This is a genomic window from Halobacteriovorax sp. GFR8 (assembly GCF_050955245.1).
In the GTDB taxonomy this organism is placed as follows: domain Bacteria; phylum Bdellovibrionota; class Bacteriovoracia; order Bacteriovoracales; family Bacteriovoracaceae; genus Halobacteriovorax_A.
Genome location: NZ_JBPBLR010000002.1, coordinates 1,134,672 through 1,158,525, shown reverse-complemented (window position 1 = coordinate 1,158,525; position 23,854 = coordinate 1,134,672). Strand labels below are relative to the sequence as shown.

23 protein-coding genes and 1 tRNA gene are annotated in these 23,854 nt (G+C 37.1%); 9 read left to right on the top strand and 15 right to left on the bottom strand.

Annotated features, from left to right (window positions below; translation table 11 throughout):
- Positions 1-7: 7 nt before the first annotated feature.
- The 4 genes from mce to ACRXC1_RS06075 form a co-directional block, all read right to left on the bottom strand.
- On the bottom strand, positions 8-418 hold the full coding sequence (gene mce / locus ACRXC1_RS06090; protein ID WP_433657308.1) for a methylmalonyl-CoA epimerase: 411 nt from the start codon (positions 416-418) through the stop codon (positions 8-10).
- A 66-nt stretch (positions 419-484) separates the two neighbouring features.
- The gene (locus ACRXC1_RS06085) at positions 485-2,365 is read right to left on the bottom strand and encodes a hypothetical protein (RefSeq protein ID WP_433657306.1); all 1,881 of its coding nucleotides are present in this window, start codon (positions 2,363-2,365) and stop codon (positions 485-487) included.
- A 188-nt stretch (positions 2,366-2,553) separates the two neighbouring features.
- A complete protein-coding gene (locus ACRXC1_RS06080) occupies positions 2,554-3,222 on the bottom strand; it encodes a hypothetical protein (protein WP_433657304.1) in 669 nt (222 codons plus the stop codon).
- Between the two features lie 17 nt (positions 3,223-3,239).
- Complete coding sequence (locus tag ACRXC1_RS06075; protein WP_392856029.1) at positions 3,240-3,773, bottom strand: asparaginase domain-containing protein; 534 nt, start codon at positions 3,771-3,773, stop codon at positions 3,240-3,242.
- A gap of 167 nt (positions 3,774-3,940) precedes the next feature.
- Between ACRXC1_RS06075 and htpG the strand changes: the two genes are divergently transcribed.
- Positions 3,941-5,851, top strand: coding sequence for a molecular chaperone HtpG (gene htpG, locus ACRXC1_RS06070; protein ID WP_433657302.1), 1,911 nt, complete (start codon positions 3,941-3,943; stop codon positions 5,849-5,851).
- A 159-nt stretch (positions 5,852-6,010) separates the two neighbouring features.
- The gene (locus tag ACRXC1_RS06065) at positions 6,011-6,403 is read left to right on the top strand and encodes a hypothetical protein (RefSeq protein ID WP_433657300.1); all 393 of its coding nucleotides are present in this window, start codon (positions 6,011-6,013) and stop codon (positions 6,401-6,403) included.
- A gap of 71 nt (positions 6,404-6,474) precedes the next feature.
- On the opposite strand, the gene ACRXC1_RS06060 is transcribed toward ACRXC1_RS06065, so the two are convergent.
- The 5 genes from ACRXC1_RS06060 to tatC all read right to left on the bottom strand — a co-directional run bounded on the left by ACRXC1_RS06060 (position 6,475) and on the right by tatC (position 9,880).
- On the bottom strand, positions 6,475-6,978 hold the full coding sequence (locus tag ACRXC1_RS06060; RefSeq protein WP_433657298.1) for a TraR/DksA family transcriptional regulator: 504 nt from the start codon (positions 6,976-6,978) through the stop codon (positions 6,475-6,477).
- Between the two features lie 246 nt (positions 6,979-7,224).
- A complete protein-coding gene (locus ACRXC1_RS06055; RefSeq protein WP_433657296.1) occupies positions 7,225-7,653 on the bottom strand; it encodes a FliG C-terminal domain-containing protein in 429 nt (142 codons plus the stop codon).
- Positions 7,637-8,623 (bottom strand): ADP-glyceromanno-heptose 6-epimerase, encoded by a 987-nt coding sequence (rfaD, locus tag ACRXC1_RS06050; RefSeq protein ID WP_433657294.1) that lies wholly within the window; start codon positions 8,621-8,623, stop codon positions 7,637-7,639. Before rfaD ends, ACRXC1_RS06055 begins: the two co-directional genes overlap by 17 nt.
- Positions 8,620-9,132 carry a DUF4149 domain-containing protein gene (locus ACRXC1_RS06045; RefSeq protein ID WP_433657292.1) on the bottom strand — a complete coding sequence of 171 codons (513 nt, stop codon included), beginning with the start codon at positions 9,130-9,132 and terminating at the stop codon, positions 8,620-8,622. Before ACRXC1_RS06045 ends, rfaD begins: the two co-directional genes overlap by 4 nt.
- 16 nt (positions 9,133-9,148) lie before the next feature.
- A complete protein-coding gene (gene tatC, locus ACRXC1_RS06040; RefSeq protein WP_392908602.1) occupies positions 9,149-9,880 on the bottom strand; it encodes a twin-arginine translocase subunit TatC in 732 nt (243 codons plus the stop codon).
- Between the two features lie 82 nt (positions 9,881-9,962).
- On the opposite strand from tatC, the gene ACRXC1_RS06035 reads away from it, so the two are divergent.
- Positions 9,963-10,547: a hypothetical protein gene (locus tag ACRXC1_RS06035; protein ID WP_433657290.1), complete on the top strand. Its 585-nt coding sequence runs from the start codon at positions 9,963-9,965 to the stop codon at positions 10,545-10,547.
- Here ACRXC1_RS06035 and ACRXC1_RS06030 read toward each other — a convergent pair.
- Both ACRXC1_RS06030 and map read right to left on the bottom strand, forming a co-directional pair.
- A complete protein-coding gene (locus tag ACRXC1_RS06030) occupies positions 10,540-11,238 on the bottom strand; it encodes a (2Fe-2S)-binding protein (RefSeq protein WP_392907723.1) in 699 nt (232 codons plus the stop codon). The two genes, ACRXC1_RS06035 and ACRXC1_RS06030, sit on opposite strands and share 8 nt — an antisense overlap.
- A 2-nt stretch (positions 11,239-11,240) precedes the next feature.
- Complete coding sequence (gene map / locus ACRXC1_RS06025; RefSeq protein ID WP_392907721.1) at positions 11,241-12,008, bottom strand: type I methionyl aminopeptidase; 768 nt, start codon at positions 12,006-12,008, stop codon at positions 11,241-11,243.
- A 162-nt stretch (positions 12,009-12,170) separates the two neighbouring features.
- Between map and ACRXC1_RS06020 the strand changes: the two genes are divergently transcribed.
- From ACRXC1_RS06020 to aat, 4 genes are read left to right on the top strand one after another with little or no spacing between them, the layout of a single operon-like run.
- Complete coding sequence (locus tag ACRXC1_RS06020; protein WP_433657287.1) at positions 12,171-13,799, top strand: YiiX/YebB-like N1pC/P60 family cysteine hydrolase; 1,629 nt, start codon at positions 12,171-12,173, stop codon at positions 13,797-13,799.
- Between the two features lie 32 nt (positions 13,800-13,831).
- A complete protein-coding gene (locus tag ACRXC1_RS06015; protein ID WP_433657285.1) occupies positions 13,832-14,785 on the top strand; it encodes an NAD(P)-dependent oxidoreductase in 954 nt (317 codons plus the stop codon).
- 15 nt (positions 14,786-14,800) lie between these two features.
- Positions 14,801-15,904 (top strand): arginase family protein, encoded by a 1,104-nt coding sequence (locus tag ACRXC1_RS06010; RefSeq protein WP_433657283.1) that lies wholly within the window; start codon positions 14,801-14,803, stop codon positions 15,902-15,904.
- Entirely contained in the window at positions 15,891-16,589 is a 699-nt protein-coding gene (gene aat, locus ACRXC1_RS06005; RefSeq protein ID WP_433657281.1) for a leucyl/phenylalanyl-tRNA--protein transferase, read from the top strand. Before ACRXC1_RS06010 ends, aat begins: the two co-directional genes overlap by 14 nt.
- Before the next feature lie 74 nt (positions 16,590-16,663).
- On the opposite strand, the gene ACRXC1_RS06000 is transcribed toward aat, so the two are convergent.
- Positions 16,664-18,181 carry a hypothetical protein gene (locus ACRXC1_RS06000; RefSeq protein ID WP_433657279.1) on the bottom strand — a complete coding sequence of 506 codons (1,518 nt, stop codon included), beginning with the start codon at positions 18,179-18,181 and terminating at the stop codon, positions 16,664-16,666.
- A gap of 16 nt (positions 18,182-18,197) precedes the next feature.
- Complete coding sequence (locus ACRXC1_RS05995) at positions 18,198-19,544, bottom strand: hypothetical protein (RefSeq protein WP_433657277.1); 1,347 nt, start codon at positions 19,542-19,544, stop codon at positions 18,198-18,200.
- Positions 19,545-19,576: 32 nt separating this feature from the next.
- Between ACRXC1_RS05995 and ACRXC1_RS05990 the strand changes: the two genes are divergently transcribed.
- Positions 19,577-19,663: transfer RNA gene (locus tag ACRXC1_RS05990), tRNA-Leu, on the top strand.
- 93 nt (positions 19,664-19,756) lie between these two features.
- On the opposite strand, the gene ACRXC1_RS05985 is transcribed toward ACRXC1_RS05990, so the two are convergent.
- Entirely contained in the window at positions 19,757-21,343 is a 1,587-nt protein-coding gene (locus ACRXC1_RS05985) for a PilZ domain-containing protein (RefSeq protein ID WP_433657275.1), read from the bottom strand.
- 121 nt (positions 21,344-21,464) lie between these two features.
- On the opposite strand from ACRXC1_RS05985, the gene ACRXC1_RS05980 reads away from it, so the two are divergent.
- Positions 21,465-22,424, top strand: coding sequence for a hypothetical protein (locus ACRXC1_RS05980; protein ID WP_433657273.1), 960 nt, complete (start codon positions 21,465-21,467; stop codon positions 22,422-22,424).
- 18 nt (positions 22,425-22,442) lie between these two features.
- Here the strand turns inward: ACRXC1_RS05980 and lpdA are convergent, their stop codons facing one another.
- A complete protein-coding gene (lpdA, locus tag ACRXC1_RS05975; RefSeq protein ID WP_392907702.1) occupies positions 22,443-23,846 on the bottom strand; it encodes a dihydrolipoyl dehydrogenase in 1,404 nt (467 codons plus the stop codon).
- Between the last annotated feature and the right edge of the window lie 8 nt (positions 23,847-23,854).

Below are 23,854 nucleotides of genomic sequence, written 5' to 3'. Positions count from 1 at the left end.
TTTCTCCTTACATCTTTTGAGCAATCTCAATGAGAACTCCACCTGTCGATTTCGGGTGAATAAAGTTCACTAAACAATTATTCGCTCCCTGGCGTGGCGTTTCATAGAGAAGATTATAACCTAAGTCCCTAAGCTCTTGTGATTTTTTTGCAACATCTGGAACGCGATAACACATGTGGTGAATCCCTGGACCTTTTTTCTCAAGATACTTCGCAATTGGACCTTGGCCATCAATTGGTTCAAGTAATTCAACATGAGCATTTTCATCAATATGAGCAAAAGAAGTCGTCACTTGCTGATCTTCAACCACTTCTCGGTGGTTAAATTCTAAACCTAAGTCACGGTAAATTTTTTCGGCATTATCTAGATTCTCAACTGCGATCGCAATATGATCTAGGAAACAATCTTTATTAAACATGATTTCTCCACTTTTCTTACTTAATCGTTTTAAGCATTATAGAAAAGTCAGCAAACTTGAGCAACCTTACAGATCACTCAAGTTAAAAGGTGGCGAATCCAGAACATCCTCACCTGAACAATCAGCAGGTGTCGTTGGAGTTGCTGGCTCCTGAGGTGTAATTGGTGGCTTACAAAGGCCATTTACACAATCGCCAAAAGTTGGAACAGAGTAACATCTCTTCTCACAAGAAAGAGCGTTATTCGGGTCGTTGACGCGAATGAGGTAACACTGTCTAACGTATTCGATACGACAGAACTCTTTCGAAACACAACTTTGGTTCGGAACTTTTGAACAAAGAACTTGTTCAAAGTCATTATTAATATGATCACGACATGTATTAGTCGTCCCATCACAACAAAGAGAAGCACAGTCAAAGTCTGAACCACAGCTATTTCCAGTTGGAAGGTTTCCAGTTGAATCAAAGTCATCACTACACTGCCCTACAATTGAGCGCGAAAAACAACGATTATTAAAACAACACTCTCCAGATCCACATTCACGATTTGCACTACATGACTTTAGTGAATTAAAGTCGTAACCATCTTTAGCTCCAAGACCTGTTTTAAGAAGTTGTAATTTAATTTCTTTCGTTTCAGCAATTTGAACCTCAAAACCGTCTTCCATTGTAAACAGCTCAATTGTTCCTGTAACGTTACAACTTGAAACCGTCTCACCTGTTGAAGCGTTATAATTCTTTGCTCTAATATTACAACCATCCATATAGTACGTATCACCGGCCGCGTTTAAAGTTTGAACTGAACGATTTGCAAATGGTGATTGTGAACCTAAGTATTGAATCCCTGTTGTTTGATAATTAATTTTTCCAGCACGTGGGAATAAATAGGCCCCAGTACCTGAAGCAATATTTGAGAAATCTGCAGCACCTGCTAATGGCGCTTTAAAGATTGCACTTGGAGTTGTTCCCGACTGATAAACTGCTGCACCTTTAATTTCCCATTCGTCTTCATTGTGAATACGATATGGGCCTCTATAGTCATAAGCTCCTCCACCTAGAGCAAGAGCTGTTCCTACGGCCGCAGGGTGATTCACACCAAAGAGACTTTGAAACATCGCCGAGTCTTTCTTATCAGGAAGACACTTATAAAGATTTGTTTCTAGTGATTCATTTGCAAGAAGATTCCCTTCAATATCAATTTGTTCAAATACAGGAGTATTTGTTTTCGAAACTGTTTCAGCATTTACAATTTCGTCATACCAAAGAGTTTGATCTTTAATTTTTGCATAAGAATAAAGACATACATCCCCTGCCTGATTACAGTATGGATGACTAATTGAAGATGTAAAAGTTGGGTCATCTTCTAAACGAAGACCACGACAGTAAAGACCTGCATTAGTTGCATCACCTTCAACATCTTCGGCCGTATCGTTGTCATAATCATTGTAGTCAAATAGATCATACAGAAGTCTAATATCGTTAAACTTCTTATCTGCTAAATCAAATGTGATCACGTTAATTGTCGAAAACTCTGTAATCCCAGAACCCGGAACTTGACCTACAACACCGTCTAAAACAATTGGTGTTCTTTCACGTCCAAAAAAGAAGCGTCCTTTAACAACACGATTCTTTAGTGATGAAATATTTAGGCCTGTTAAATGAAGCTTTCCTCTGAAGTCTTTTGGAATCGATACTTTCTTTTTAAAAGACCCTGTATTCGGATCAATAATTTGTGTGATTTCAACGGCCGTCGATTCAGGAATACTAGTAACAACTTCGTTGTCGCCATCTGTAGCATTATTGCCTCCAGATGATCCGCCACTCCCGTTATCACCACTGCCAACTTCTTCAGAAGGATTCTCCACAAGATCTCGCACAGAACGAGGCTGCTCCATACAAGAGACAAAAAGTGAAAGTGTGAATAGGTAGACTAAGACATTCTTCATCATTTATTAGGCCTTAAGTTAATAATCTTCACTCTACTTATCGAAATGAGCGAAAATTAAGTTAACCCTAAGTAAATATTAACCCTGAACTTGAAAAATATGCCGATTAGTCTCTAAGGAGCTGAATTTACGAATTAGATCGTAAATCAGCTGCCCTAAATATGTGCAATTTCGAGAATTTGTGTAAAGAATTAGGCCTTTCTAAATAAAGAAACGATAACACCTGTTAGAACATCTTGAATAAGAGTCAATAACAGACAAATCACGTAAATTAATTCAATAGCAATCCCTGCTCCAGGAGCATAATTCGTCACGACCTGTGAGATTCCAGAAATGATAAAAACCATCACCAGATAAAAGAAGTACGTTGCCCCAAGAGTTGAAACTTTCTTCTTTGTGATAGCAAAATTAGACTCTCCTTCTTTATCAAAGAGAATCGCCGTCATGGCCACGAAACTATAGAAATAGGCCACGTAGAAAAAAGGAATGATAAAGAAAGCGGCCCCTAATAACATCAAAAGAGATGTTAAAAAGCCATAGAACATATACGTTGGGATATCCCAGAGTACTTTTGAAACTCGATATTGTAATTTCTCAAAAGCAAAGAAAAAGAAATTAAGAATGAATACTGACTGAATGATTGTCCCAAAGACATTAACGGCCGCGACAGTGATAACAGTCATATCATCTTGAACATTAAAGTATGCAAGGCCATAGGCCTTAAGCGCAAATGATAGAAAGAATAGTGGCAGATAATGAGGAAGGTTTCCCTTCATTGCACTTACCGCTTCATACATTGAATCAATAAAAGAAAAGTTCTTACTTACTTCAATTGTTTCCTCTTCATGATGCATATCCATTTGCATCCCCCTTTGATCTAGTCTTCAATATATTCAAAAGTTCGCTTAGCATGATTCTTTCTCACCCCTGGAACCTTAAATAATTGACCGTGAAAAGAAATATAAATCCCTGCATCTGCTATTTTAGCAGCATAAAGGCTTTCTGTAACATTTTGAAAGGCATCACTGTCAACAAATCCCATAGGCTTCATAGCGCCAGTGAAAATAATAGGAACTTGTAGGTCCTTTGCACCGTCTAGAGCGTCGTAAACAAATTTAGCAGACTTTGCCATGGTATCAGTTCCGTGTAGAACGATAAGTGGAATATTTTTCTCCAACTGTGCCTTAATTGTTTTTAACAGGACCTGACGGTCATAATCAGTAAAATACAGAGAGTCTTTATTAATGATATTTGTAATATGAAGCTTAGTATATGGAAGCCTTAGACGGTCAATAATAGTCTGGCGAATAAAAGAGTCGCGATTCTTTAATGAACCGTCACTTTCACTATAAGACTTCTCGATTGTTCCACCTGTTGAAATTAATTGTATATCTTGAACATGGTTTTCCATGTGCCTTCCTCTCTATAAAAAATTGATTTCTATCTTATACCTAATTTTTTCAATGATTTTAAGAATTTAAGTAATTTTTTTACTCTCCACCCTTGACGTAGACACTTTAGCTCCCATCTTTGAAGCGTAAGACAATTATCTACTTGATTATATATGAAGGAGTATCGATGACTAATCGCACAGGACAGATTTCCGTTGCTACAAGTGACATTTTTCCAATTATTAAGAAATGGCTTTACTCAGAGCATGATATTTTCATCCGCGAGCTAATTGCCAATGGAAGTGATGCTATCACGAAAAGATCAACTTTAGCTCGTCAAACAGGAGCAGAACTACCAACAGGCAAGATTTCAGTGGCCGTTGATAAAGAAGCAAAGACCATCACCGTTACAGATAACGGGATTGGGATGACTGAAGAAGAGGTTGAAAAATATATCGCTCAACTTGCCTTCTCTGGCGCAGAAGAGTTTATTAAGAAAATGGAAGATGCTGGTGGTGAATCAAATAAAGATATCATTGGTAAATTCGGTCTAGGTTTCTATTCGGCCTTTATGGTTGCAGGAAAGGTAGAAATTGACACACTTTCAATGACAGAAGGTGCAACGGCCACAAAGTGGACTTGTGAAGGTGATACTGAATACACTTTCTCAGATTCAGATAAAAAAGAGATTGGGACAACAATCACTCTCCATATTAACGAAGACTCTGTTGAGTTCTTAAATAAGTGGAAACTTAATGAAACTCTTTCTAACCACTGTGACTTCATGCCATATGAAATTGCACTTAGTGATGCTAATGAGAAAGATGAAGATGGAACGCAAAAAGCACCAACAATTATTAATGATACAAACCCAATTTGGAAACGTGATCCAAAAGAACTAACAGATGAAGACTATAAAGGCCTTTATCGTAAGCTCTTTCCAATGGACGGTGAACCACTATTTTGGATTCATCTAAATGTCGATCACCCATTTACTCTAAATGGTATCCTTTTCTTCCCTAAGTACAATCCAATGAAGCCAGTTGGAGATAAGAATATTCGTCTATACTGCCGTCAAGTCTTTGTATCAGATAACGTAAAGAATATTATCCCAGAGTTCTTAGGTCTTCTAAAAGGTGCTATTGACTCACATGATATTCCACTCAACGTTTCACGCTCTTCTCTACAAGGAGATCCAAACGTAAGAAAGATTTCAAACTACATTGTTAAGAAAGTTGCAGAAGCACTTAAAGTTCTTAACAAGAAAGATAGAACAAAATATGAGAGTATCTGGGAAGATATTGGACTCTTCGTTAAGTACGGTTGTGTATCGGATGAAAAATTTGATGCAATTATGCGTGAGCGTGCCCTATTCAAAACAAACGAAGGAAAATTCGTTACACTTAATGAATACCTGGAATCAGTACCTGCTGAATATACAGAGAAGATGGCCGGGAAAGTCCTATACTTTGAAAAAGATGCGGCCAATCAATCACTACTAGCACAGCTTAAGGAAGTTGGACTAACTGCACTTGAGACTGACAATCATATTGATCCACACTTTATTCAACACTCAGAAATGAAGAAATTCAAAAAGGGTGAAGAAGAAGTTGAGATTAAATTTGTAAGTGTCGACTCAGAGATTGAAAACCTTCTTGGAAAAGAGTCAACTTCTGAAGACGATATAAAAGTCAAAGAGATGTTTGCTAAATTCTTAGATATCAAACTTGAAGAAAAAGAAGGTGAAGCACCGGCAAGCAAGGGACTTGAAATTGGACGTATGGCCAATGCACAAACTCCAGCATACTTTAAAGTTGATGAGTCAATGAAGCGTTTTGCACAAATGACTCAATCAATGGGTGGAGACCACCAATTCCCAATTAAGAAAACTCTTGTTGTAAACACATCGAACCCACTCGTTCAAAGTGCATTCAAAATCCACACAAGTGGCAAAAATGAAGACTTAGCTAAGAAGCTATGCCAGCACGTTGAAGACCTTGCGGGAATCTCTAGCGAAGGCCTCAAGCCAGAAGAAAGAGATGTATTCGTAAAACGTTCTCAAGAGCTTATTAGCGAATTATCTAATCATATCAACTAAATAGTACGCGCCACCTTTTCGTGATTTTAAGACGTTAAGAGCTTAATATTGAGAAAAGGTGGTGCATATCTCTATATAATTTTCAAAACTTACCCTATCAAGACATTTTTCGTTTATATTCTCACCAAATAAATCTAAAGAATAAATTTGAGGGAAAAAATGAAAAAAATTACTTTATCAATTTTAATGGCATTAACAATTACTAATTCGGCCAATGCCCTTGAAGCAACAAAAGACTTTTTAGATACAAGCTCGATGGTGACAACGGGATGGGTTTATGCCGCGGGCCTTTATACAGAAATGACTGCAACGCTAGGATTTCAAACTTCGTTTGCAGCAAGTGTTTCTTCACTACAAGTTACGGCAAGAGCAATTAATGGCCTTAATCGCGAAGAAGTAGAAAGAGCGATTGAAAGAGAAGATCAAGACACTCTTGATTCGATTAGAGATCTTATTAGATACGAGCTAGAAGAAGCTGGAGAGATTTCTTCTGGTGATGAGTTAAGTAATGAGGAAGTTGATATTCTTCTTTATGTTATTCTAACAAAATAAATTTTCAAATAAAAAAAGGCCAGTTCAAAACTGGCCTTTTTTATATCTATCCTTTGCTTTAATTTATTTTTCTAAAATGCTGCATTCTTCTCATCAAAGCTTCTTGCGAAAGTTTCAATTGAAACAACATTTGTATTCTCATCCATTCCATCGGCATGCTTAAAAGCTACATTCTTATTATGTGCGCTCATTGCATTTCCATTTGTATGAGAACGCTTTTCATATGTACGAGAATTCTCTTCTCTTTCAAGCTCTTCTTTACAAGAGATACAACAAGTTGCGATTGGTCTTGCATGAAGTCTTTTGATTGAGATTTCATCTCCACACTCTTCACACTCTCCGAAAGTACCGCTAGCGATTTTTTCAAGAGCACGATTAACTTTGTTCAGTAGGAATTTGTCTCTTCCCATGAGCTTAAGTTTAAGTTGAGCATCTCTTTCATTTGAAGTTTGGTCGATAATGTCACCACTGGTCTCGTTAGTTAGTACTTGCTCGACACTTCCTGTTGCACTGACCAGCTGATTTTTAAGATTAATGAATAAGTTTTTGAAATGTTCTTTTTGTTCAATGTTCATAGTATCTCCATTCAATCTAAAAATTAGTAGTCCTTCACGTCATACCTAAAGTCTTCTTCCTGATAACTTTAGAGAGATTCCTTTCTCTGCAATTTATAAAGCAATGCCCGTGCCAACTTTTTAGTCAGTTATTCGGATAAATTTTATGGAATTAGGTGGTGCCAGGGAGGGTTTTGGTGCCAGACTGACTTTTTAAGGCCAGTATTGGCACTGTCAGAACGCACCAGTCCTCAATTTTAGTTGAGTTTATACGAGCTTATCATCTCGCGAGATAATCAGACGTTCATCATCTATCATCTTTGAATAGATTAGCATAACTTCCTGATGGGCCTCTAGGGCCTGAGACCTTGGAATTTTTTTCTGGGTAAAGAAAAGAATGTCTTCACGAATACTCTTAGGAAGCTTTGCAAGAATACCATTGCGATCCTCTTCCTTTTCAAGCTTTAATGCATTCGCTAAGGTTTCAGTCTTAACTTCCCTTAAGAACTCACTCATCATTTGAGGAGTGATAAATTGTAGATCTTTTAAGCGGTACATACTCGTACGTAACTTATCAGCTAAATCAAAATCCATTTTCGTAATATTTGAAATTAAGGTTTCCTTCTCTTCTTTATTCATTAAAGAGATGGCCTCAAGAATTGCTTCAAACCCAGATTCTTTAGAGTTTTTCGACATATGGATTTTCCTTCATCAGGTGATTCTTAACATAGTCGGCAACACCTTCATCAACAATACGGAACTCAAAGTTAGGAAGAATCTTTCTAAACTTATCCATATCTGCTTGTGTGTAGTATTGATATTGATTACGAAGATGCATCGGCATATCGATGAACTCAACATTAGGTTCACGTCCCATAGCAATGAATGTTTGATTGACTAGATTAAGAAAACTGTCTGCTCGCCCAGTACCGATATTGTAAATACCAGAGTGCTTGGCCATCTCCTTCTCAGATAATTCAAGCATGGCGTTGACGACATCCTTAACATAGACGAAATCACGCAGCTGCTTTCCATCCTCATAACCTTCTTTATGAGACTTAAAGAGCTTTACCTTACCTACTTCATTAATTTGTTCAAATGCCTTATGAACAAGAGAGCGCATTTCTTCTTTGTGGTATTCGTTAGGCCCATAGACATTGAAGAATTTTAACCCAAACCAATGCTTTGGACGATCTGTTTGGTTTAATACCCATTCATCAAATAATTGTTTTGAGTAACCGTACGGATTAAGTGGACGAAGCTTACCAAGCTCCTCTTCCTTGTCTTCATAGCCAAGTTCACCATCACCATAAGTAGCAGCAGAAGAAGCATAAATATAAGGGATATTTAAATCAAAGGCCAAGTCAAAGTAGAACTTCGAATGACCAACATTATTAGTCATTAAGTAGTCCATATCCATCTCAGTCGTCGATGAACAGGCCCCCATATGATAGATGCAAGAGATTTGCTTATGGACTTCCTCTAATTGAATATCAATGAATTCATCAGCATGAAAATACTCAGCATACTTTACGCCTTTTAAGTTCTTCCACTTCTCATTGTGATCGAAGCGATCAACAATGATAATATCATCGCGTCCAAGCTCATTTAGTTTAGCAACGAGAACGCTCCCTATAAAACCAGCGCCACCAGTTACTAAAATCATGCCTCACCTTCTTTGCTTTCTAGTCTCATTAGACTTGTTAGAGAAACTCCACACATTGTTAAAAGCGCTAGAAGCTTATAGCTATCAAGGCGAACATAGAGTTTATGATAACCTCTTAGTTTATCTTCAAAAACCTGGTACTCTTCATCTGTATGAGCGTAGTTTGATTTTGCAATCTGAGAGTCACGAATTCCAGGAGAAAGCTTAGTCGTATAAACGATAGCAAGAATGAGAGTTGTTACAGCGATAAACTTCATAACAACAGATGTCTTGCCTTCTTTCTTATAAAGAAATGTGGCCATAATAAGTAGCACGGCAAAGATCATTTCAATAATATTAAATGAAGTGAAGATGATCCCACCTAGTGTTCCAGCTTCTTTTAAAGAGCTAACATTTCGAAAGATACTAGGGGCCGCAATGAAGTCGATGAAGACCGTTGCAAAAAACCATGAAAGGCAGACGCCAAAAATTAAACTTAATAATACGTGTTTCTTTAGTAGTGATTTCATAAAGAAATCATACCGCCTATTTCATGTGATGACGAGAAAGATATGGGTGAACAATTAACGCAACGGCCAAGATACCCAATTCAAAAAGTGCGACAAGAGGTACCCAAAGGCCCATCATTGTTATCACATCTGGAGGTGTCAGCATGGCAGAGACCACAGCAAAGCCAACATAAACATAGCGTCTCATTTTAGCTAGCGACTGCTTTGTCACTATTCCCATAAAGCCGAGAATAAGAAGAACATTTGGTAATTGAAAAATAAGCCCTAGAAAAACGAGAACCTTACTTGAAAGAACCAAATAATCCTTTAGGCCAATTGTGGCCTCAACATTCTGCACTCCAAATCCCATGAGAGTTTCAAATGTAAGAGGAAAAACGATAAAGTAGCCAAAGCTTACACCAGTGGCAAAAAGAAAGAGGCCGATGATGAGGAAAGGTTTAACGGCCTTCTTCTCATGATCGTAGAGACCAGGAGAAATAAACTTCCAAACCTGGTAAAACCACAAGGGACAAGAAAGAATAACACTTGAGTAAAATGCTACTTGAAATTGAGAAAGTACTTTATCGAGAAGTCCAAGGTAGACGACCTTGCCCCCACCAGAATCACCTAAAGCGTTTCTAAGTGGCCTTAGCAGAATCTCCTGGATGAGGTCCCCATAGGCATAGCAAACCACAAAAGATACTAAAATAATGATTAGTATTTTAATAAGTGCAGAGCGCAACTCTTCTAAATGGTCAATTAATCCCATCTCTTTCAAAACTTACCCTAGTTTTCCATCCATACTTAAAGTAAAATAAATTGATACTAATAATTTAACACAGTTAGAACGAATGAAATACCCATTATTAATTTTTATTGTTAATTTTATGATCACTCTTCCTGCCCAGGCCAAGACGATATTGCTGTGCCTAGGACAAGAGGAAAGCTACTATGCTAAGAGACACGATACAGGTCCACGCTATCACTTAAATCAAATTATGATCAATGAGATTTCTTCTGTAGGTAACCCTCAGTTCTCAAAAGGTTATTACAATAAGTTTTGTTCTGACCCAAGTAAGTCACCAACTCTGAAGCTTCTTAAGGCCCTAACAACAGGCCAAAGAAATATCTTTGACTTTAAGGAAGAAGACGGTGGTATTGGTGTTCAATATTCAGTGTCGACTTATAATGAGTTTCGTCTAAAGTCTATTAAGATCCTAATGGAGTATCTTGCCAAAATTCAGATGCAAGCAAGCAGCGCAGACTGTCTTGAACAAAATATTCCTGGATTAAAAGAGTTCTATGCTCGCTATCGCTATCTTGAAGGAGAAGTAAGTCTCTCAACTCTAAAAGGTTCAAAAGAGTCGCTGTTAAAGATTTATGATTCTTTAGAAAATATTGATGCGATATTAATGAAGTGTAAAAAAACTAAATAAAGAAAATACTTAATTGAGAATCCAGTGCAGTTAAAGTAGAGATAAACTCTTTTGCACTTGCGGCCTCTTCGTCACCAATAATATAAAGATGGTGTCCAATAAGTCCCTCGACACTAATTCCTCCAAGTTTTTCAGCAAGAGGATAAATATCTTCTAATAGGAATTGATATGGCCTTTTTCCTGCAACCATATCTTTTTTGAAACCATTGAAAGTCACACTTGGAACAACCTTTTCCTCGCGACTTGTTTTAAACATTGGAATGATATCGGAAAGACAAGAACCACACCCACCTGCGGCCTTTGATAGGTTCGTGATCGTTAAAGGATCACTAGCTCCCCTTTCTATAAGAGCTGCAACTTCACTACGACTCACGCCAAAACATCGACACAGAGTATTTTCTGTATCAATGGCCATGAGTTGATTAGGAGAAAAATAACTTAAGACTTCTTTAAAGAAGCTAAACAGCTCTAGTGACTGCCCTGTGTTTTCGACAAGAGCAGCTTCAATTTCATTTAACAATTGTGATTTAGAGCTCTTTGCCTTTTCAAGAACCGACACGATGATCTCTTTTAAAGAACTATCATTACTTTCTACAAAGTACTCACGCACTTCATTGAGCTTAGAAAACCTAAGCTCAACTCGGCATGGATTATTAATCTTTAAATCTGGTGCAATTAGGCTCGTATTCACTATTAAGGATGAACCTCATAGCTTCTAAGAGTTAGAATCTCAAAGCCACCTTCTGTAACTAAGATTGTGTGCTCAAATTGTGCCGACCACTTCTTATCCTTTGTAAGAACTGTCCAACCATCTTTAAGAACTTTACAGTCCTTTACACCTAGGTTGATCATTGGCTCAATAGTAAAAGTCATACCAGGCTTCATCTCTGCGCCCTTACCTCTCTTACCAACGTGAACAACTTGAGGGTCTTCGTGAAATTCACGGCCAATACCGTGGCCACAATAATCTTCAACGACACCATAACCGTGATCGTGAGCAATCTCCATAATAGATGCTCCAATATCACCAATGTGGCCACCTGGACGCACCTGTTTAATCCCTTCCATCATACATTGATAAGTAACATCAACAAGCTTCTTAACTTCATCAGAAACATTACCAACTAAGAAAGTTTTATTTGTATCACCATGGAACTTATTTAAATATGTAGTGACGTCGATATTTAAAATATCACCATCTTTAAGAACATCTTTTGTACTAGGGATTCCGTGGCAGACAACTTCATTAAGTGAAGTACAGACCGACTTTGGAAAACCGTGATAATTTAATGGTGATGGATAAGCACCATTTTTAATAATATATTCATGACAAAGATTATTTAATTCCTCTGTGCTCACACCAGGTTTTACGAATGGTTCAATATACTCAAGAGTTGATGCCGCTAACTTCGACGTTGCTCTCATTAATTCAATTTCGCGTTTCGACTTGATCGATATCATACTTTTCCCTTCGGTTCATTCTAAGTACTTAAATATACATTCCTTTTAACATAGTTTGATCCACTAAAGAATAGACAAAGTTAAAAATTTTACAATTTACAACACGCTAAGTACCTAAAATGGCATAATGGCGCGAAAGAATTCAAGAATTAGGACTTTAAAATGAAACAAATTATCGCCATTTTCCTCTTAACAATGAACGTACTCTACGCTCAGGCCCAGAGCAAGAAAGACAATAAATTGTTCCACTCGACAATGACTCAGATAAATGAAATCCAAGATAGAATAAATGACACAGGCTATGACCCATTAAAGCTAGGCTACAATATTCGTGAACTTGAAAAACTAATCAACGCAAGTCGACAACTTGTGAACGTCACAACAGAGTACAGTAAAGTTCTCTACCGACAATCAAAAGATGATAAACCAATTCGTGGTGCCGACTTATCCATTATTGGTAACCTCATGAATACAGCTGCACTTATTATGGAAAAGTCCAGCCTCTACACAGTTAGAGATTTTAGACAAAGTCGTTCTTACTCAGAAATTGATTATGCACAAATTAGAGTTACAAACCTGCTTGCAAAACTTAATTATGTGAATCTCTACTTTGCGACACATAATATATTCTATAAGAATCCAACGATAAAAAAATTAACAAAAGAAGTTATTAAAGTTCTGGATAACGAGAAACAAGTCGAAGTTCTCAAGCAATTTACAAAAATAGCAAAGAGTGACAAGTTTAATGATGAACTACAAAGTGACCTTAGAGTCTTTCTTGATAATCACTACTACTATCTAAAGCTTTTAAATCCTGACCTAACAAGAGGAGTTGTGCTTGTAGAGAAGTTTCAAATCGAAAAACACTTACTTGGAAAGAGACTTCCAACTATTAAGTTTTATAGTATTGGCGATTGGTTTATTGAGATCTTTAATCGTACGACAAATTTCATCTCAGGACTATTTGGAAACCTTGTTGGGAAACTACGTTTTCGCCATGGTCATATGTATGCCAACGAACGAGCACTCGATTACCTCGATACGGTACTGAAGCCGCTGGATATTATTGCAGAAAAAACACCATTTGCTGCAACAGACTTCTTTATCCCAGGACACTTTGGTCATATCGCCATCTATCTTGGTACTGAACAAAAACTAAAACGAGCAGGGCTATGGAATACTCCATATATAAAGAAATATCATAATGATATTCGCAAAGGAAAAACGATTGTTGAATCAATTCGTCCAGGAAGCCGTCTTGTTTCTCTTGAAGACTTTCTAGAGATTGATGAAATCACAATAGTCCGCGAAAAGGGAATTCTAGAAAATAAATGGGCAAGAGAAATGGTGACAAAGGTTGCACTTGAGCAACTGAATAAAAAGTATGACTTTAACTTCGACGTGACAACTCTTGATAAGGTAGTCTGCTCAGAAGTTCCTTACCATGCTTTTGGTCATAAAAGGTGGCCAACAAGCTATATCTTAGGACGAAATACAATTTCTCCAGATGAGATCATTGAAAATGCATACCGTAAAGGATCTGGAATTGAGTTTGTTTCATCGATAAAGGCCAACAAAGAGAAAGAATTATTCAAGGTTTCAAAAGAAGAGATGGCAGAGAATCTGGACTTTGATTATGATGATTCGCGAAATATGTTCACAAAGAAGATTAAATCATGCCGTTTAATTAAAGTTCTTGATCATGATCAACACTCAACGATAAATGGCCGATATCGCACAATAAAAAAGTGTAAAACGATCAAGCAGGACTTAATTTACTCTAGCTTCTAGCAAAGCAAAGGAAAAATTGATAGATTAAGGGTATGAATTATTACTTCTATCGACCAGAGATTTCTAGCTATCAAGGAGAGGCCTTTCGCGTAAAAGAAAGGCAGTCACTAGGCCAGCTTGGTATCAAGTGTGTGGACACACCTATTGAGATTCCAGAGGGTGAAAATGTTATTGTGATCTCAACAAGCTACACAAATAACGAGAGCATTGTAAAATCGCTTGAACATGCCAATATTGCACTGTGGATTCATCCAAATTCAGGCTATGATAACTTCTCTCTTGAGTTTGTAAAAAACGCAAAATTCCCTATCGTTTTAGGAAATGAAATAAGAGCAAATGCAGTTGCCCAATTCTATCTCCAGGCATTACTAAACCATCAAGGACAAATTCCTCACAGATATCAGTGGGATGAAGCGAGAAGCTATAACCGAGAACTTTTACACACAAAGAAAACTCTAATCATAGGTCGTGGCCCAATTGGTGCAAGACTAGGCAATGCCCTTGAAACACTTGATGTAAATATCAGCTACTACGACCCATACCAAAATAAGCAGCAAAGTACAAAGTACTTTAAAGAAGAGCTGGCCAACTCTGATATTATCATCATGGCCTGTTCACTAAATAAAACGTCTTATCACATTCTCAATGAAGATATTTTTTCGCTCTTAAAAGATAATGTTCTCATCATGAATGCTGCCAGAGGTAAGCTTATCGACCAGCAGGCCCTCGTAAAGTTCTTAAGTAAAAATAAGAATGCCCATGCAATTATTGATGTATTTGAAAAAGAGCCAATTGACTTTAATGAATTTAAACACCTTCCTAATATAACCCTAAGCTCACATATTGCAGGAGTGTATAAGGGAATTAACGACGCTATTATAAAGTTTGAAAAACGTGTTATTCGAGACTATCTTCACGACCAGGAACTTGACCTTTATAAAACAGCACTCCTAAGCTCTCGAGTTAAGGGTGATTTCTTAATATAAATTTAAGGACTATATATGACTAAAACAAATGAAACATTATTAAATGATTATCTATGCCCTCCAGGTTTTGGAGTATTCACAGTTAATACAGCGAAAGACAGAAAAGATAAATTAACTAAAGTTCTCTATAACACAACAGAAGATCAAGATATCAGAACAGCTTGGGCAAATGAACTCTCTAAGCTTGCAGATGTACATGGTTGCGCTATTTTAGGAGTTGCCTCTGACTGTGGAGGAGGAATTCAAAGAGGTGCAAACTGGGGGCCTTTATTTCTTAGAAATACACTAATTGAAGAACATCTTGAAGTGTATAAGCAATGTTTTGATTTAGGTGATATTAGGGTAATTCCTCACCTATTACATGATAAATACTTAAATAATGAAACAATAAAGAGTGCTCAAAATGCACTATACGGTGGAAAGCAGCTTAGTGTTTCTCCGCTTAGTATTGCAAAAGCAAGTGTTGATGAGGTTTTCAAAAATAACAAAGATCTAAAGATCTTTAGCATTGGAGGAGACCACTCGGTAAGCTTCCCACTAGTTAAGGCCTGGATCAATAATCGCAGATCACTTGGTAAGAAAGTTGGACTTATTCACTTTGACGCACACACAGACCTTTTAAGAGAAAGACTTGGTATTGATTACTGCTTCGGTTCATGGCTAACACATGTCTTAGATGATCTTGAAACTCCTAAGCATTGTTATCAATTTGGAATTCGCTCAACAGGAAAATCAAAAGAGCACTGGGAAAGTGAGTTTGGCCTAAACCAATACTGGGCCAAAGATGTAAAAGAAATTGGGGCCAAAGAGCTAGCACTCAAAACAATTGAAGAGCTTAAGGCACAAGGAATTGAAGAGATTTATATCAGCTTTGATATTGATGCCCTAGATGAAAGTGTTGCAAGTGCAACTGGAACACCTGAACCAGAGGGACTAATGCCACATGAATGTGCTACAATGATTAAAGAGTTTACTAACGCCTTTAAACTAACTGGTGCTGATATGGTAGAGATTGCTCCATTAGTAGGCCTAAGCGAAGAAGGCTCTCGTACAACACTTGAAGTAGGAGCTGCAATGAGCGCTCTTATGATGGAGGCCATGATACGTGCCGATAATTGAGTTTCCCCCAGTCGAAATCGCAGATGAGCAAGGGCTATTAGCAATTGGTGGAGACCTCCATCATGACTCTCTTCTACTGGCCTATCAAAGTGGAATCTTTCCTTGGCCAATATCCCAAGAGTATCCCCTTGCTTGGTTCTCACCTCCGCAAAGAGGAGTTATTCGCTTAGACGACATTCAAATAAGTCGATCCCTAACTAAATTTGTCAAAAAAAGTGAATGGACAATATCATTCAATCAAGATTTTCTAGAAGTCATCAGACAATGCCAAGAAGTTCACTCAGATTCTTTAGAAGGTACTTGGATTACAGATGAGATCATTGAAGGCTACTTTAATTTATTCCATAAAAACTTTGCCTATAGTGTAGAAGTTAGAAATGAGAAAGATCAACTTATTGGCGGGCTCTACGGAGTTAGCATGGGACATTTCCTAAGTGGTGAGTCCATGTTTTATAAAGAGTCTAATGCTTCAAAAATTGCCCTATTAGCAATTCTTTCGATAGTTAAAAGCAACCACATTCCATTTCTTGATACTCAAATGGTTACACCTATTACTAAATCGTTTGGAGCTATTGAATTAGATCGAAGTATCTTTATTAGCGAAATTCGACAATTATTTAATCAAACACCTATCGAATTTCCAAATACTAGAATACCTGTTAAAGATCTACTTAAGTCTTTTTAATTTTAAATATAATGCGGCCCTCTTAAAAAAGATCACAATACGCCAGCGGCTTTGATAAATATTTTTAGATAGAATCATTTTACAATTTCCTCTTCACTAATCCCTAAAGCATTCCATTCACAAGCAATTTGTGAAAGAGCGAATTTCTTTAGTCTTTTTGAGAAGTATTTTAAATTTGCCATTGTCGGCGACATCAAGTGAAAGCGATCAATCACACCATCTTCTTTGAGATATGAAATGATAGAAACGTCACCAGAAGATACTTGTGTTGTTGCAAGAAATATCCCTGTTTTAATCGAGTTAGGCTTATGCTCAACTCCTTTTCTTATAATAGGATATTCTTCACAGATTTTAATAATATTTGAATAGGTATTCTTTAATTCTTTTAAACGAATCAACAGGAGTTCATAAGTTGTTCCATTAAGAGCAAGGAACTCAGTACTTGCAAGATCACTATATTCATAGAAAGGTTCATACTTCTTACTATTATAGTGATAACCATAGCTTTGTAGAGGCATTGATTTAAGTGAAAAATCGAGGGCCCCAAGATTTGAATGAAAGTAGCTTTCTAAATTTAAAAAGTACTTATTCCCCTCTATCGTCTGAATGATATCATTTATAATTTCCTGATAATCATGAATACGATCTCTAATATCGTAAACCCATTTGCGATCTTCAGAGTTAATTAGCTTACTAAGCTCGTCTTTTGATTGAACCTGTGAAAGATTTGTGAAATTATTTAGAGTCTCAAACTGATAATTTAAAACTTGATGTAACTCTTTGAAGGATGAAAGATTAAAAACTTTCTCTAAACACTTTAAATTCTCAAGTGCACAAAGAATTTCATAAATAAACATACGATGAATTTTTACGGAGCTACTTGTCTCTATGTTTTCAACGTACTCACTTAATTCAAGACTTAACAAAGATGTAATAGTCTTCAGAGGTAAGTTTGACTTTAATAATAATGAGATGGCCTCTTCAAGGCCCTTTCCTTCAATTTGCTTTTCTAAAGACTCAGACTTACTAAAGTCAAAATCAAAGAAGCTATCACTAATACGATTTTCATCGATATTAAAACGAACAACTGAACTTGAAAGTGGGTTATTAAACTTTTTAACCGGAACTTCGACTTCTTCACCAGTCACTTTAAGGGGCGAAAGGTACGACTTACATAAAGAATCTTCAAGGTTATCTTTTTCTAGGTGGTATTTCCCCTTAGGTGTAACAACCTCATATTGAATACGATCTTCTTTTCGATAAAAGTGAACACCAAAGTTTCGATTAACTTCGGCCTCAAACCAAGTCATTGACTCAAATAAATGAGAAAATGAAAGCGCTGTTTGTCCATAGCCTAATGAGAGGGCATAGAAATGTCTTTTGTGATTATTTAAATTTTGAAATTGATAGATAAGTAAAAAGCGCGAATTTAAAAGATTATATTTTTCCTTAAGCTCACCTGCATTTAAGAGGTCAAGACATGTCAGGCCAGAGAAAACAATATGTTGATTATCAAAGTTAGAAAGCATAAGCATTGATAGCTCTGCTTTTGATTTTACCTGAATTTCGTTCGTGATATCAAAAATATTCATCTATTTAATTATCCAATTACTTTAAATTAAATCTTACGTCGTATGGAAAGATTGGCCCAACTTCTTTATCTGGAGCACAACTTTGTTTCTTACCGTTTGACCACACCCAATTATATATCTTTTGATTGAATGTGTCTGCACCACTATCGTATTCAATATAGCGATAATATGGGGCCCCTGAGTTAGCAGCACTAGATAATAATGTGATTGCTGCAGGAAATGAAGCTGCAATTTCACGATCACGACACCCACCAATTAATTTTCTTTGATCGACAACAAACTTACCTTTGCTATCTCTCACATTGCGCACCCATGTCTTTAAACGACAGTCAAAATAATAGCCTGTTTGAACAGCATTTTCAAAGGCCGTTAAATATTCTAGCTTCCAATGCTTATCCTTCTCTTTTTGAATATTAAACGGACGCACATACTTTCGACATAGACTAAAACGATCAAGGTGATTGCGATAGAATTCAATAAATCGTTGTGAAATCCCTTCTTCTTTTCTAAAAATGACGAGGGCATCATCATAGACCTTACGACACGACGTTTTTAATGTTTGTAGTTCACTATTTGAAAACAAGTGACCAGAGTTGATTACATATTTAAGAGCACGATTGGGTAGAATTGGAGATTCTAAGCGGTAGGCTCCCTTTAGCTTTCTTCCTACATCGTTGCGGCCCATTGAGTTTTCGATAAAGGCCTTAGCATACTTCCAATCGACATATTTCTTTAAGGTATTAAGCCCTTGAACCTCTTGAAGAGACTCATCAAGCATACTCTTTGCAATTAGAATTACTTCTGAATTCCAGTCATCATTTAAGTCACACAGCCCCGTTAAACAAGATTTTAAAATATAGCCACCAATGATTTGAACTTGAATGGTTTCCTCACGCGGGAAGCTACCATCAACAAGGTATTTTAAGTCACCGAAGACGGCCACTCGCTGAGGCTTTCCATCCCGGCCTAGAAGTCTTGGAATAACGGCCCAAGAAAAATTTGGAGTTGATATATTTGATGTGTAATCATTCCAAATATCTTTTTCTTTACAAAATTTACGTTCTTTGAAAATTCGTCCACTAACTAAATCAAGTTCGAAATGAACCTCACTATCACGGGGCGTTGTAATAAAAACATCCACAAGCTTAGTACGCATATCAATACGTGGTGCAAAGTCGAAAAATAAATGAGGAACAACTCTCCCCTCATAAGTTAGATAATTGAAATTGCCTTCTCCTGAAAACCAAGTCGGCTTAACTTGAGAAGTTGGTAGAACAATTTTTTTTGTTGCACATCCTACAATGAAAATTACAAGTAAAAGAAAAATGAATTTAGTAGTTTTTTTGAATTGACAAATATACACGTTATAGTCCAAAATCGTTAAACACAAATAGCGGTTCGGTGTTGGAATTGGTAGACAATCTGGATTTAAAATCCAGTGGGGGCAACCCCGTGCGGGTTCAAGTCCCGCCCGAACCACCATTCCTTTTCTTAATTATCAACGGATACATTTATTTAATCAAGGACTTAGACTGATTCAGTCCGTTTTTTTGAAACGCATTGCGAAATACTGAATTAAGCAGCTTTCTTAGAGTCATCGTTATTGTTAAGGATTTCAATCATACGCTCTCCAATAACTTCCATGATCGAGTCCGAAACAGACTCAAAACGCAGCCCAAAGCCTCTAGGACGATTCTTTGATGCTCTCATGATAGTGAAGTCAACTGCGAGTGCGCGGCCAAATAGGCCTTCAGAGATATAGATTGTTCCACGAGTATTTTTGTCAAATTCTTTCTCAAATTTCGTCACTTCAACAAATCCTCCACTAAGGGAAAGATTTGTCAGGTAGCCCTTATAATCTTTTTGAACACCTACAAGTGAAAATGAAACCAGTTCTTGAAGATCGACTCGATACTCAGTTCTTTCAATTTGATATTTATTATTTTCTGGATTTTCTTTATCTTCAGAAACCAATTGCGCTTGCGTATTTAGCTCAAGGCATTCTTTGGCAGCAACCCAAGGTGCACCGGCCTTCTTTTTAACAAGTGTTTCAGATGTAATAATATTCTTCTCTAAGTCAACTAGCATTTCATCGAAGCGTAAAGGACCAACAACACCGGCCCCCGTATCATATTGCCATGACTTCTTATTAGAGATTTCAAAAGACTTACCATTTTTAAGTCCTTCAATATTTAATCGATCAAGTTCTAAGTCATCAACTTGAGCGCGGGTCGCTATTTCAAGTCCACCACTTGAGATATCAAACTCTCCTGTAGCTTCTTCACTTAAATCAATTTCAACAGTACGGTCCTCATCTTCTAAGACAAGTGAGTCACGTGAAATAAGGTTAATTTTAGGTCCAGCACTAGTAATTTCTTCTTGTGGTGTAACATCTTCAATCTTCACTTCTTCATTGACTGCAGAAATGCCGATCTTACTATCAGTATAACTCTTGAAATTTTCTAATTCTTTTTCTGCAACTTCTAGTTTTGCATTCAAGGCCTTGGCCTTTGCTATTACTTTTGAAAGATTCTTTCGTGCAATTTTATTTTCAACGGCGAGATTTTTATATTTGATTTTAAGTGCATTAAATTTCGCTTGGTACTCTTGAGAGTTTGAATTTCCATCCTCCAGCTCACGTGCTGTGGAGAGAACTTTTGTTATCTTACGATTAACATCACTGATAAGATTAGTTTCATCTAAGATAGATTCTAGCTTACCTATAATGATCTCGCTGCGATCACTCCCCGATGAACCAATAAGTTGTGTGATATCTCCGATCCTCTCTTCGACATTTGAAATCTTTTGACCAAACTCATCTCGAAGTTGATTTCCGATTGTTGAAACTTCATCTTTTACAATTTTAGAAATTGCGCTTAGTAATTCATTATTTTGGGTACTCTTAATCTCTAACTCTTCTTTCTTAATACTGTGTCCATCTGGTGCAGATTGAGGTTTTTCAAAGCTCTCAGGACTTGGCTTAAGAGCGTCAATCACAACTCGAGGTAAACTCATCTTAGATAACTCAAACCATTGTGACTTCTTAACATCAAAACCATACTGATTCGAAAAAACGACACCTGAGAGCGCTTCAACGTAGAGATCGTTAATATCGATTTCTCTAAAAGTTGTGAATGTGTCTGCGATGAAAAGTTTCTTCAATATTTCCTCAGCTGTTCTATCTAGTATATCGGTAAGATTTAAACTAAAATTTAATAATATTAGTAGTTTACTCTGTTTTTGTTTACAAACTCCTATTTGATTAATGATAAGGTATTGAATTGTGGAAGATTCCAATAAAAACCACTTAGAAAAAAGAGAAGAAGAATTGGCCAAATTAATTGGCTTTCAAGTGCAAGTTGTTGAAAAAATCGAAGCAGGCTTAAATGAGAAAGTACAAACTTCACCTGAAGAACTTTACCTTTGTGGCCTACAAGAAGAGGCCATTAATACTTCCCTTTCAGACTTCTATGAGATTCTTGCGAAAATCAATGAATTAAAAGATGCAAAGGAAATCGTCATCTGCGATATCGGAGCCTCTTATTCAAAGATGGCCTTTGTCGCAAATCACTTCTTTCCAAATATCAAGATCATTAGTATTGAGCCAGTCAAAGAGCGAATTGATTATGCAGCAACTAAGCTATCATGTACGAAGCACATCTTCATCAATGATATCTTTCATAAAGACTTAATCAAAGACTATAAGATTGATTACTTCTTCCTCTACTTTCCTGTTGGAAAGATTCTAGATGAAATCATCGCGCAAATAGATGCTCCTATTATCGCCATCGAATCCCATGGTGAACTCTTGAATCGCCTGGGGCATAGTTTCTCTAAGAAAACAAAACTGACACAACTTATTTATCCGCGCCACAATCCTCATAGCTATATCTTTTCAGACAAAGAGGAAACGAGTTTGTATAAGGCATTTAAAGCGCTTCAAGAAAAAGGTGATGATCTTATTATCATCAAGGATCAACGCCCGTGGTTAGCAGATTCAGAAGGCCTAAAGCACTACTTTGATGACGAAGATAAGATTACTCTTGAACTCAAGTCACCTCCTCGAACAATTTACTTTAATCATGAGCTTAAGAGCGCCAGCTCTAGTGACTACTCCCAAGACATACAGCAGCTCATTCAAAAGCGCCGTGCTAATGAAAGAATTGATGGATATTTAATTCGAAAGATATTTTTGGATGGGAGTTTTGAGTTATCGTCAGGGGTCATAAAAAAGGCACCCTAAGGTGCCTTCTATCTTTAGCTAGATGTTTAGCGGTTTTTTATCAAATGCATCAAGAGCAGCTTCTTTGAATGCTTCAGAGTAAGTTGGGTGCGCATGACAAATGCGTCCAATATCTTCAGCAGCAGCTCTAAACTCCATTGCAGTCACAGCTTCAGCAATTAAGTCTGCAGCACGTGGGCCAACAATGTGTACACCTAAAATCTCATCAGTTTCTTTACAAGCTAATACTTTTACGAAACCAGCTGATTCATTTGAAGCACGGGCACGACCACTTGCTTTAAATGGAAACTTACCTACTTTATAAGGAGTCTTATTTGCTTTTAGTTCTTGCTCAGTTACACCAACAGAAGCAACTTCTGGCCATGTGTAAACAACACCAGGAATTAGGTTGTAGTTGATATGTGGCTTTTGACCAGCGATGATCTCAGCAGCAACAACCCCTTCTTCCTCCGCTTTGTGAGCAAGCATTGCACCAGTTGTAACGTCACCGATTGCATAAATATGTGGAACGTTAGTTCTTAAGTGATCATCAGTGATAACACGTCCACGCTCATCAAGATTCACACCAGCGTTCTCAAGACCAAGGTTGTCAGTGTATGGGCGACGGCCAACTGCCATTAGACAGTAGTCACCTTCTAGTTTGATCTCTTCTTCATTCTTTTTGTTCTTGGCCTTAACAACAACTTTAGCACCTTTTCTAACGACTTCAGTTACACCATGACCAGTATAGAATTCCATTCCTTGCTTCTTAAGAACTTTTGTCATCTCTTTTGCACAATCTTTATCCATTGTTGCAAGGATTGAATCTGCGTACTCAACAACAGAAACTTTTGAACCAAGTCTTAAAAAGACAGAACCAAGCTCAAGACCAATTACACCACCACCAATAACAATGAAGTGTTTTGGAAGAGTTTCAAGCTTAAGAGCTTCTGTTGAAGTGATAATTCTTTCTTTATCAATTTCAATTCCAGGAATTGTCGCAGGCTTTGAACCTGTAGCAATGATAAAGTGCTTAGCTTTAAGAGTTTCCTCTTTCTCACCTTCAACTTTCAGAGTGTGTGCATCAACGAATGATCCAAACCCATGGAAAGTTTCAACTTTGTTCTTTCCCATTAGGTATGTAATACCACCTGAAGTATCGGCAACAACGCCAGCTACACGCTCGGCCATCTTTTTAATGTCGGCCTTAACTTTTCCAGTAGTGATTCCGTGTGCTTCAAATTCATGAGTTGCTTCATGAAATTTTTCACTTGAATCAAGCCATGCCTTTGATGGGATACAACCTACATTTAGGCATGTTCCACCAAGAGTATTATATTTTTCTACGATTGCTACTTTCATTCCAAGTTGTGAACAACGAACAGCACTGATGTATCCACCAGGACCAGAACCAATTACAACAACATCAAATTCTTTACTCATACTTATTC

Coding starts and splice junctions, on each gene's coding strand:
- mce (WP_433657308.1), bottom strand. CDS start 418: ATGTTTAATAAAGATTGTTTCCTAGATCATATTGCGATCGCAGTTGAG.
- ACRXC1_RS06085 (WP_433657306.1), bottom strand. CDS start 2,365: ATGATGAAGAATGTCTTAGTCTACCTATTCACACTTTCACTTTTTGTC.
- ACRXC1_RS06080 (WP_433657304.1), bottom strand. CDS start 3,222: ATGGATATGCATCATGAAGAGGAAACAATTGAAGTAAGTAAGAACTTT.
- ACRXC1_RS06075 (WP_392856029.1), bottom strand. CDS start 3,773: ATGGAAAACCATGTTCAAGATATACAATTAATTTCAACAGGTGGAACA.
- htpG (WP_433657302.1), top strand. CDS start 3,941: ATGACTAATCGCACAGGACAGATTTCCGTTGCTACAAGTGACATTTTT.
- ACRXC1_RS06065 (WP_433657300.1), top strand. CDS start 6,011: ATGAAAAAAATTACTTTATCAATTTTAATGGCATTAACAATTACTAAT.
- ACRXC1_RS06060 (WP_433657298.1), bottom strand. CDS start 6,978: ATGAACATTGAACAAAAAGAACATTTCAAAAACTTATTCATTAATCTT.
- ACRXC1_RS06055 (WP_433657296.1), bottom strand. CDS start 7,653: ATGTCGAAAAACTCTAAAGAATCTGGGTTTGAAGCAATTCTTGAGGCC.
- rfaD (WP_433657294.1), bottom strand. CDS start 8,623: ATGATTTTAGTAACTGGTGGCGCTGGTTTTATAGGGAGCGTTCTCGTT.
- ACRXC1_RS06045 (WP_433657292.1), bottom strand. CDS start 9,132: ATGAAATCACTACTAAAGAAACACGTATTATTAAGTTTAATTTTTGGC.
- tatC (WP_392908602.1), bottom strand. CDS start 9,880: ATGGGATTAATTGACCATTTAGAAGAGTTGCGCTCTGCACTTATTAAA.
- ACRXC1_RS06035 (WP_433657290.1), top strand. CDS start 9,963: ATGAAATACCCATTATTAATTTTTATTGTTAATTTTATGATCACTCTT.
- map (WP_392907721.1), bottom strand. CDS start 12,008: ATGATATCGATCAAGTCGAAACGCGAAATTGAATTAATGAGAGCAACG.
- ACRXC1_RS06020 (WP_433657287.1), top strand. CDS start 12,171: ATGAAACAAATTATCGCCATTTTCCTCTTAACAATGAACGTACTCTAC.
- ACRXC1_RS06015 (WP_433657285.1), top strand. CDS start 13,832: ATGAATTATTACTTCTATCGACCAGAGATTTCTAGCTATCAAGGAGAG.
- ACRXC1_RS06010 (WP_433657283.1), top strand. CDS start 14,801: ATGACTAAAACAAATGAAACATTATTAAATGATTATCTATGCCCTCCA.
- ACRXC1_RS06000 (WP_433657279.1), bottom strand. CDS start 18,181: ATGAATATTTTTGATATCACGAACGAAATTCAGGTAAAATCAAAAGCA.
- lpdA (WP_392907702.1), bottom strand. CDS start 23,846: ATGAGTAAAGAATTTGATGTTGTTGTAATTGGTTCTGGTCCTGGTGGA.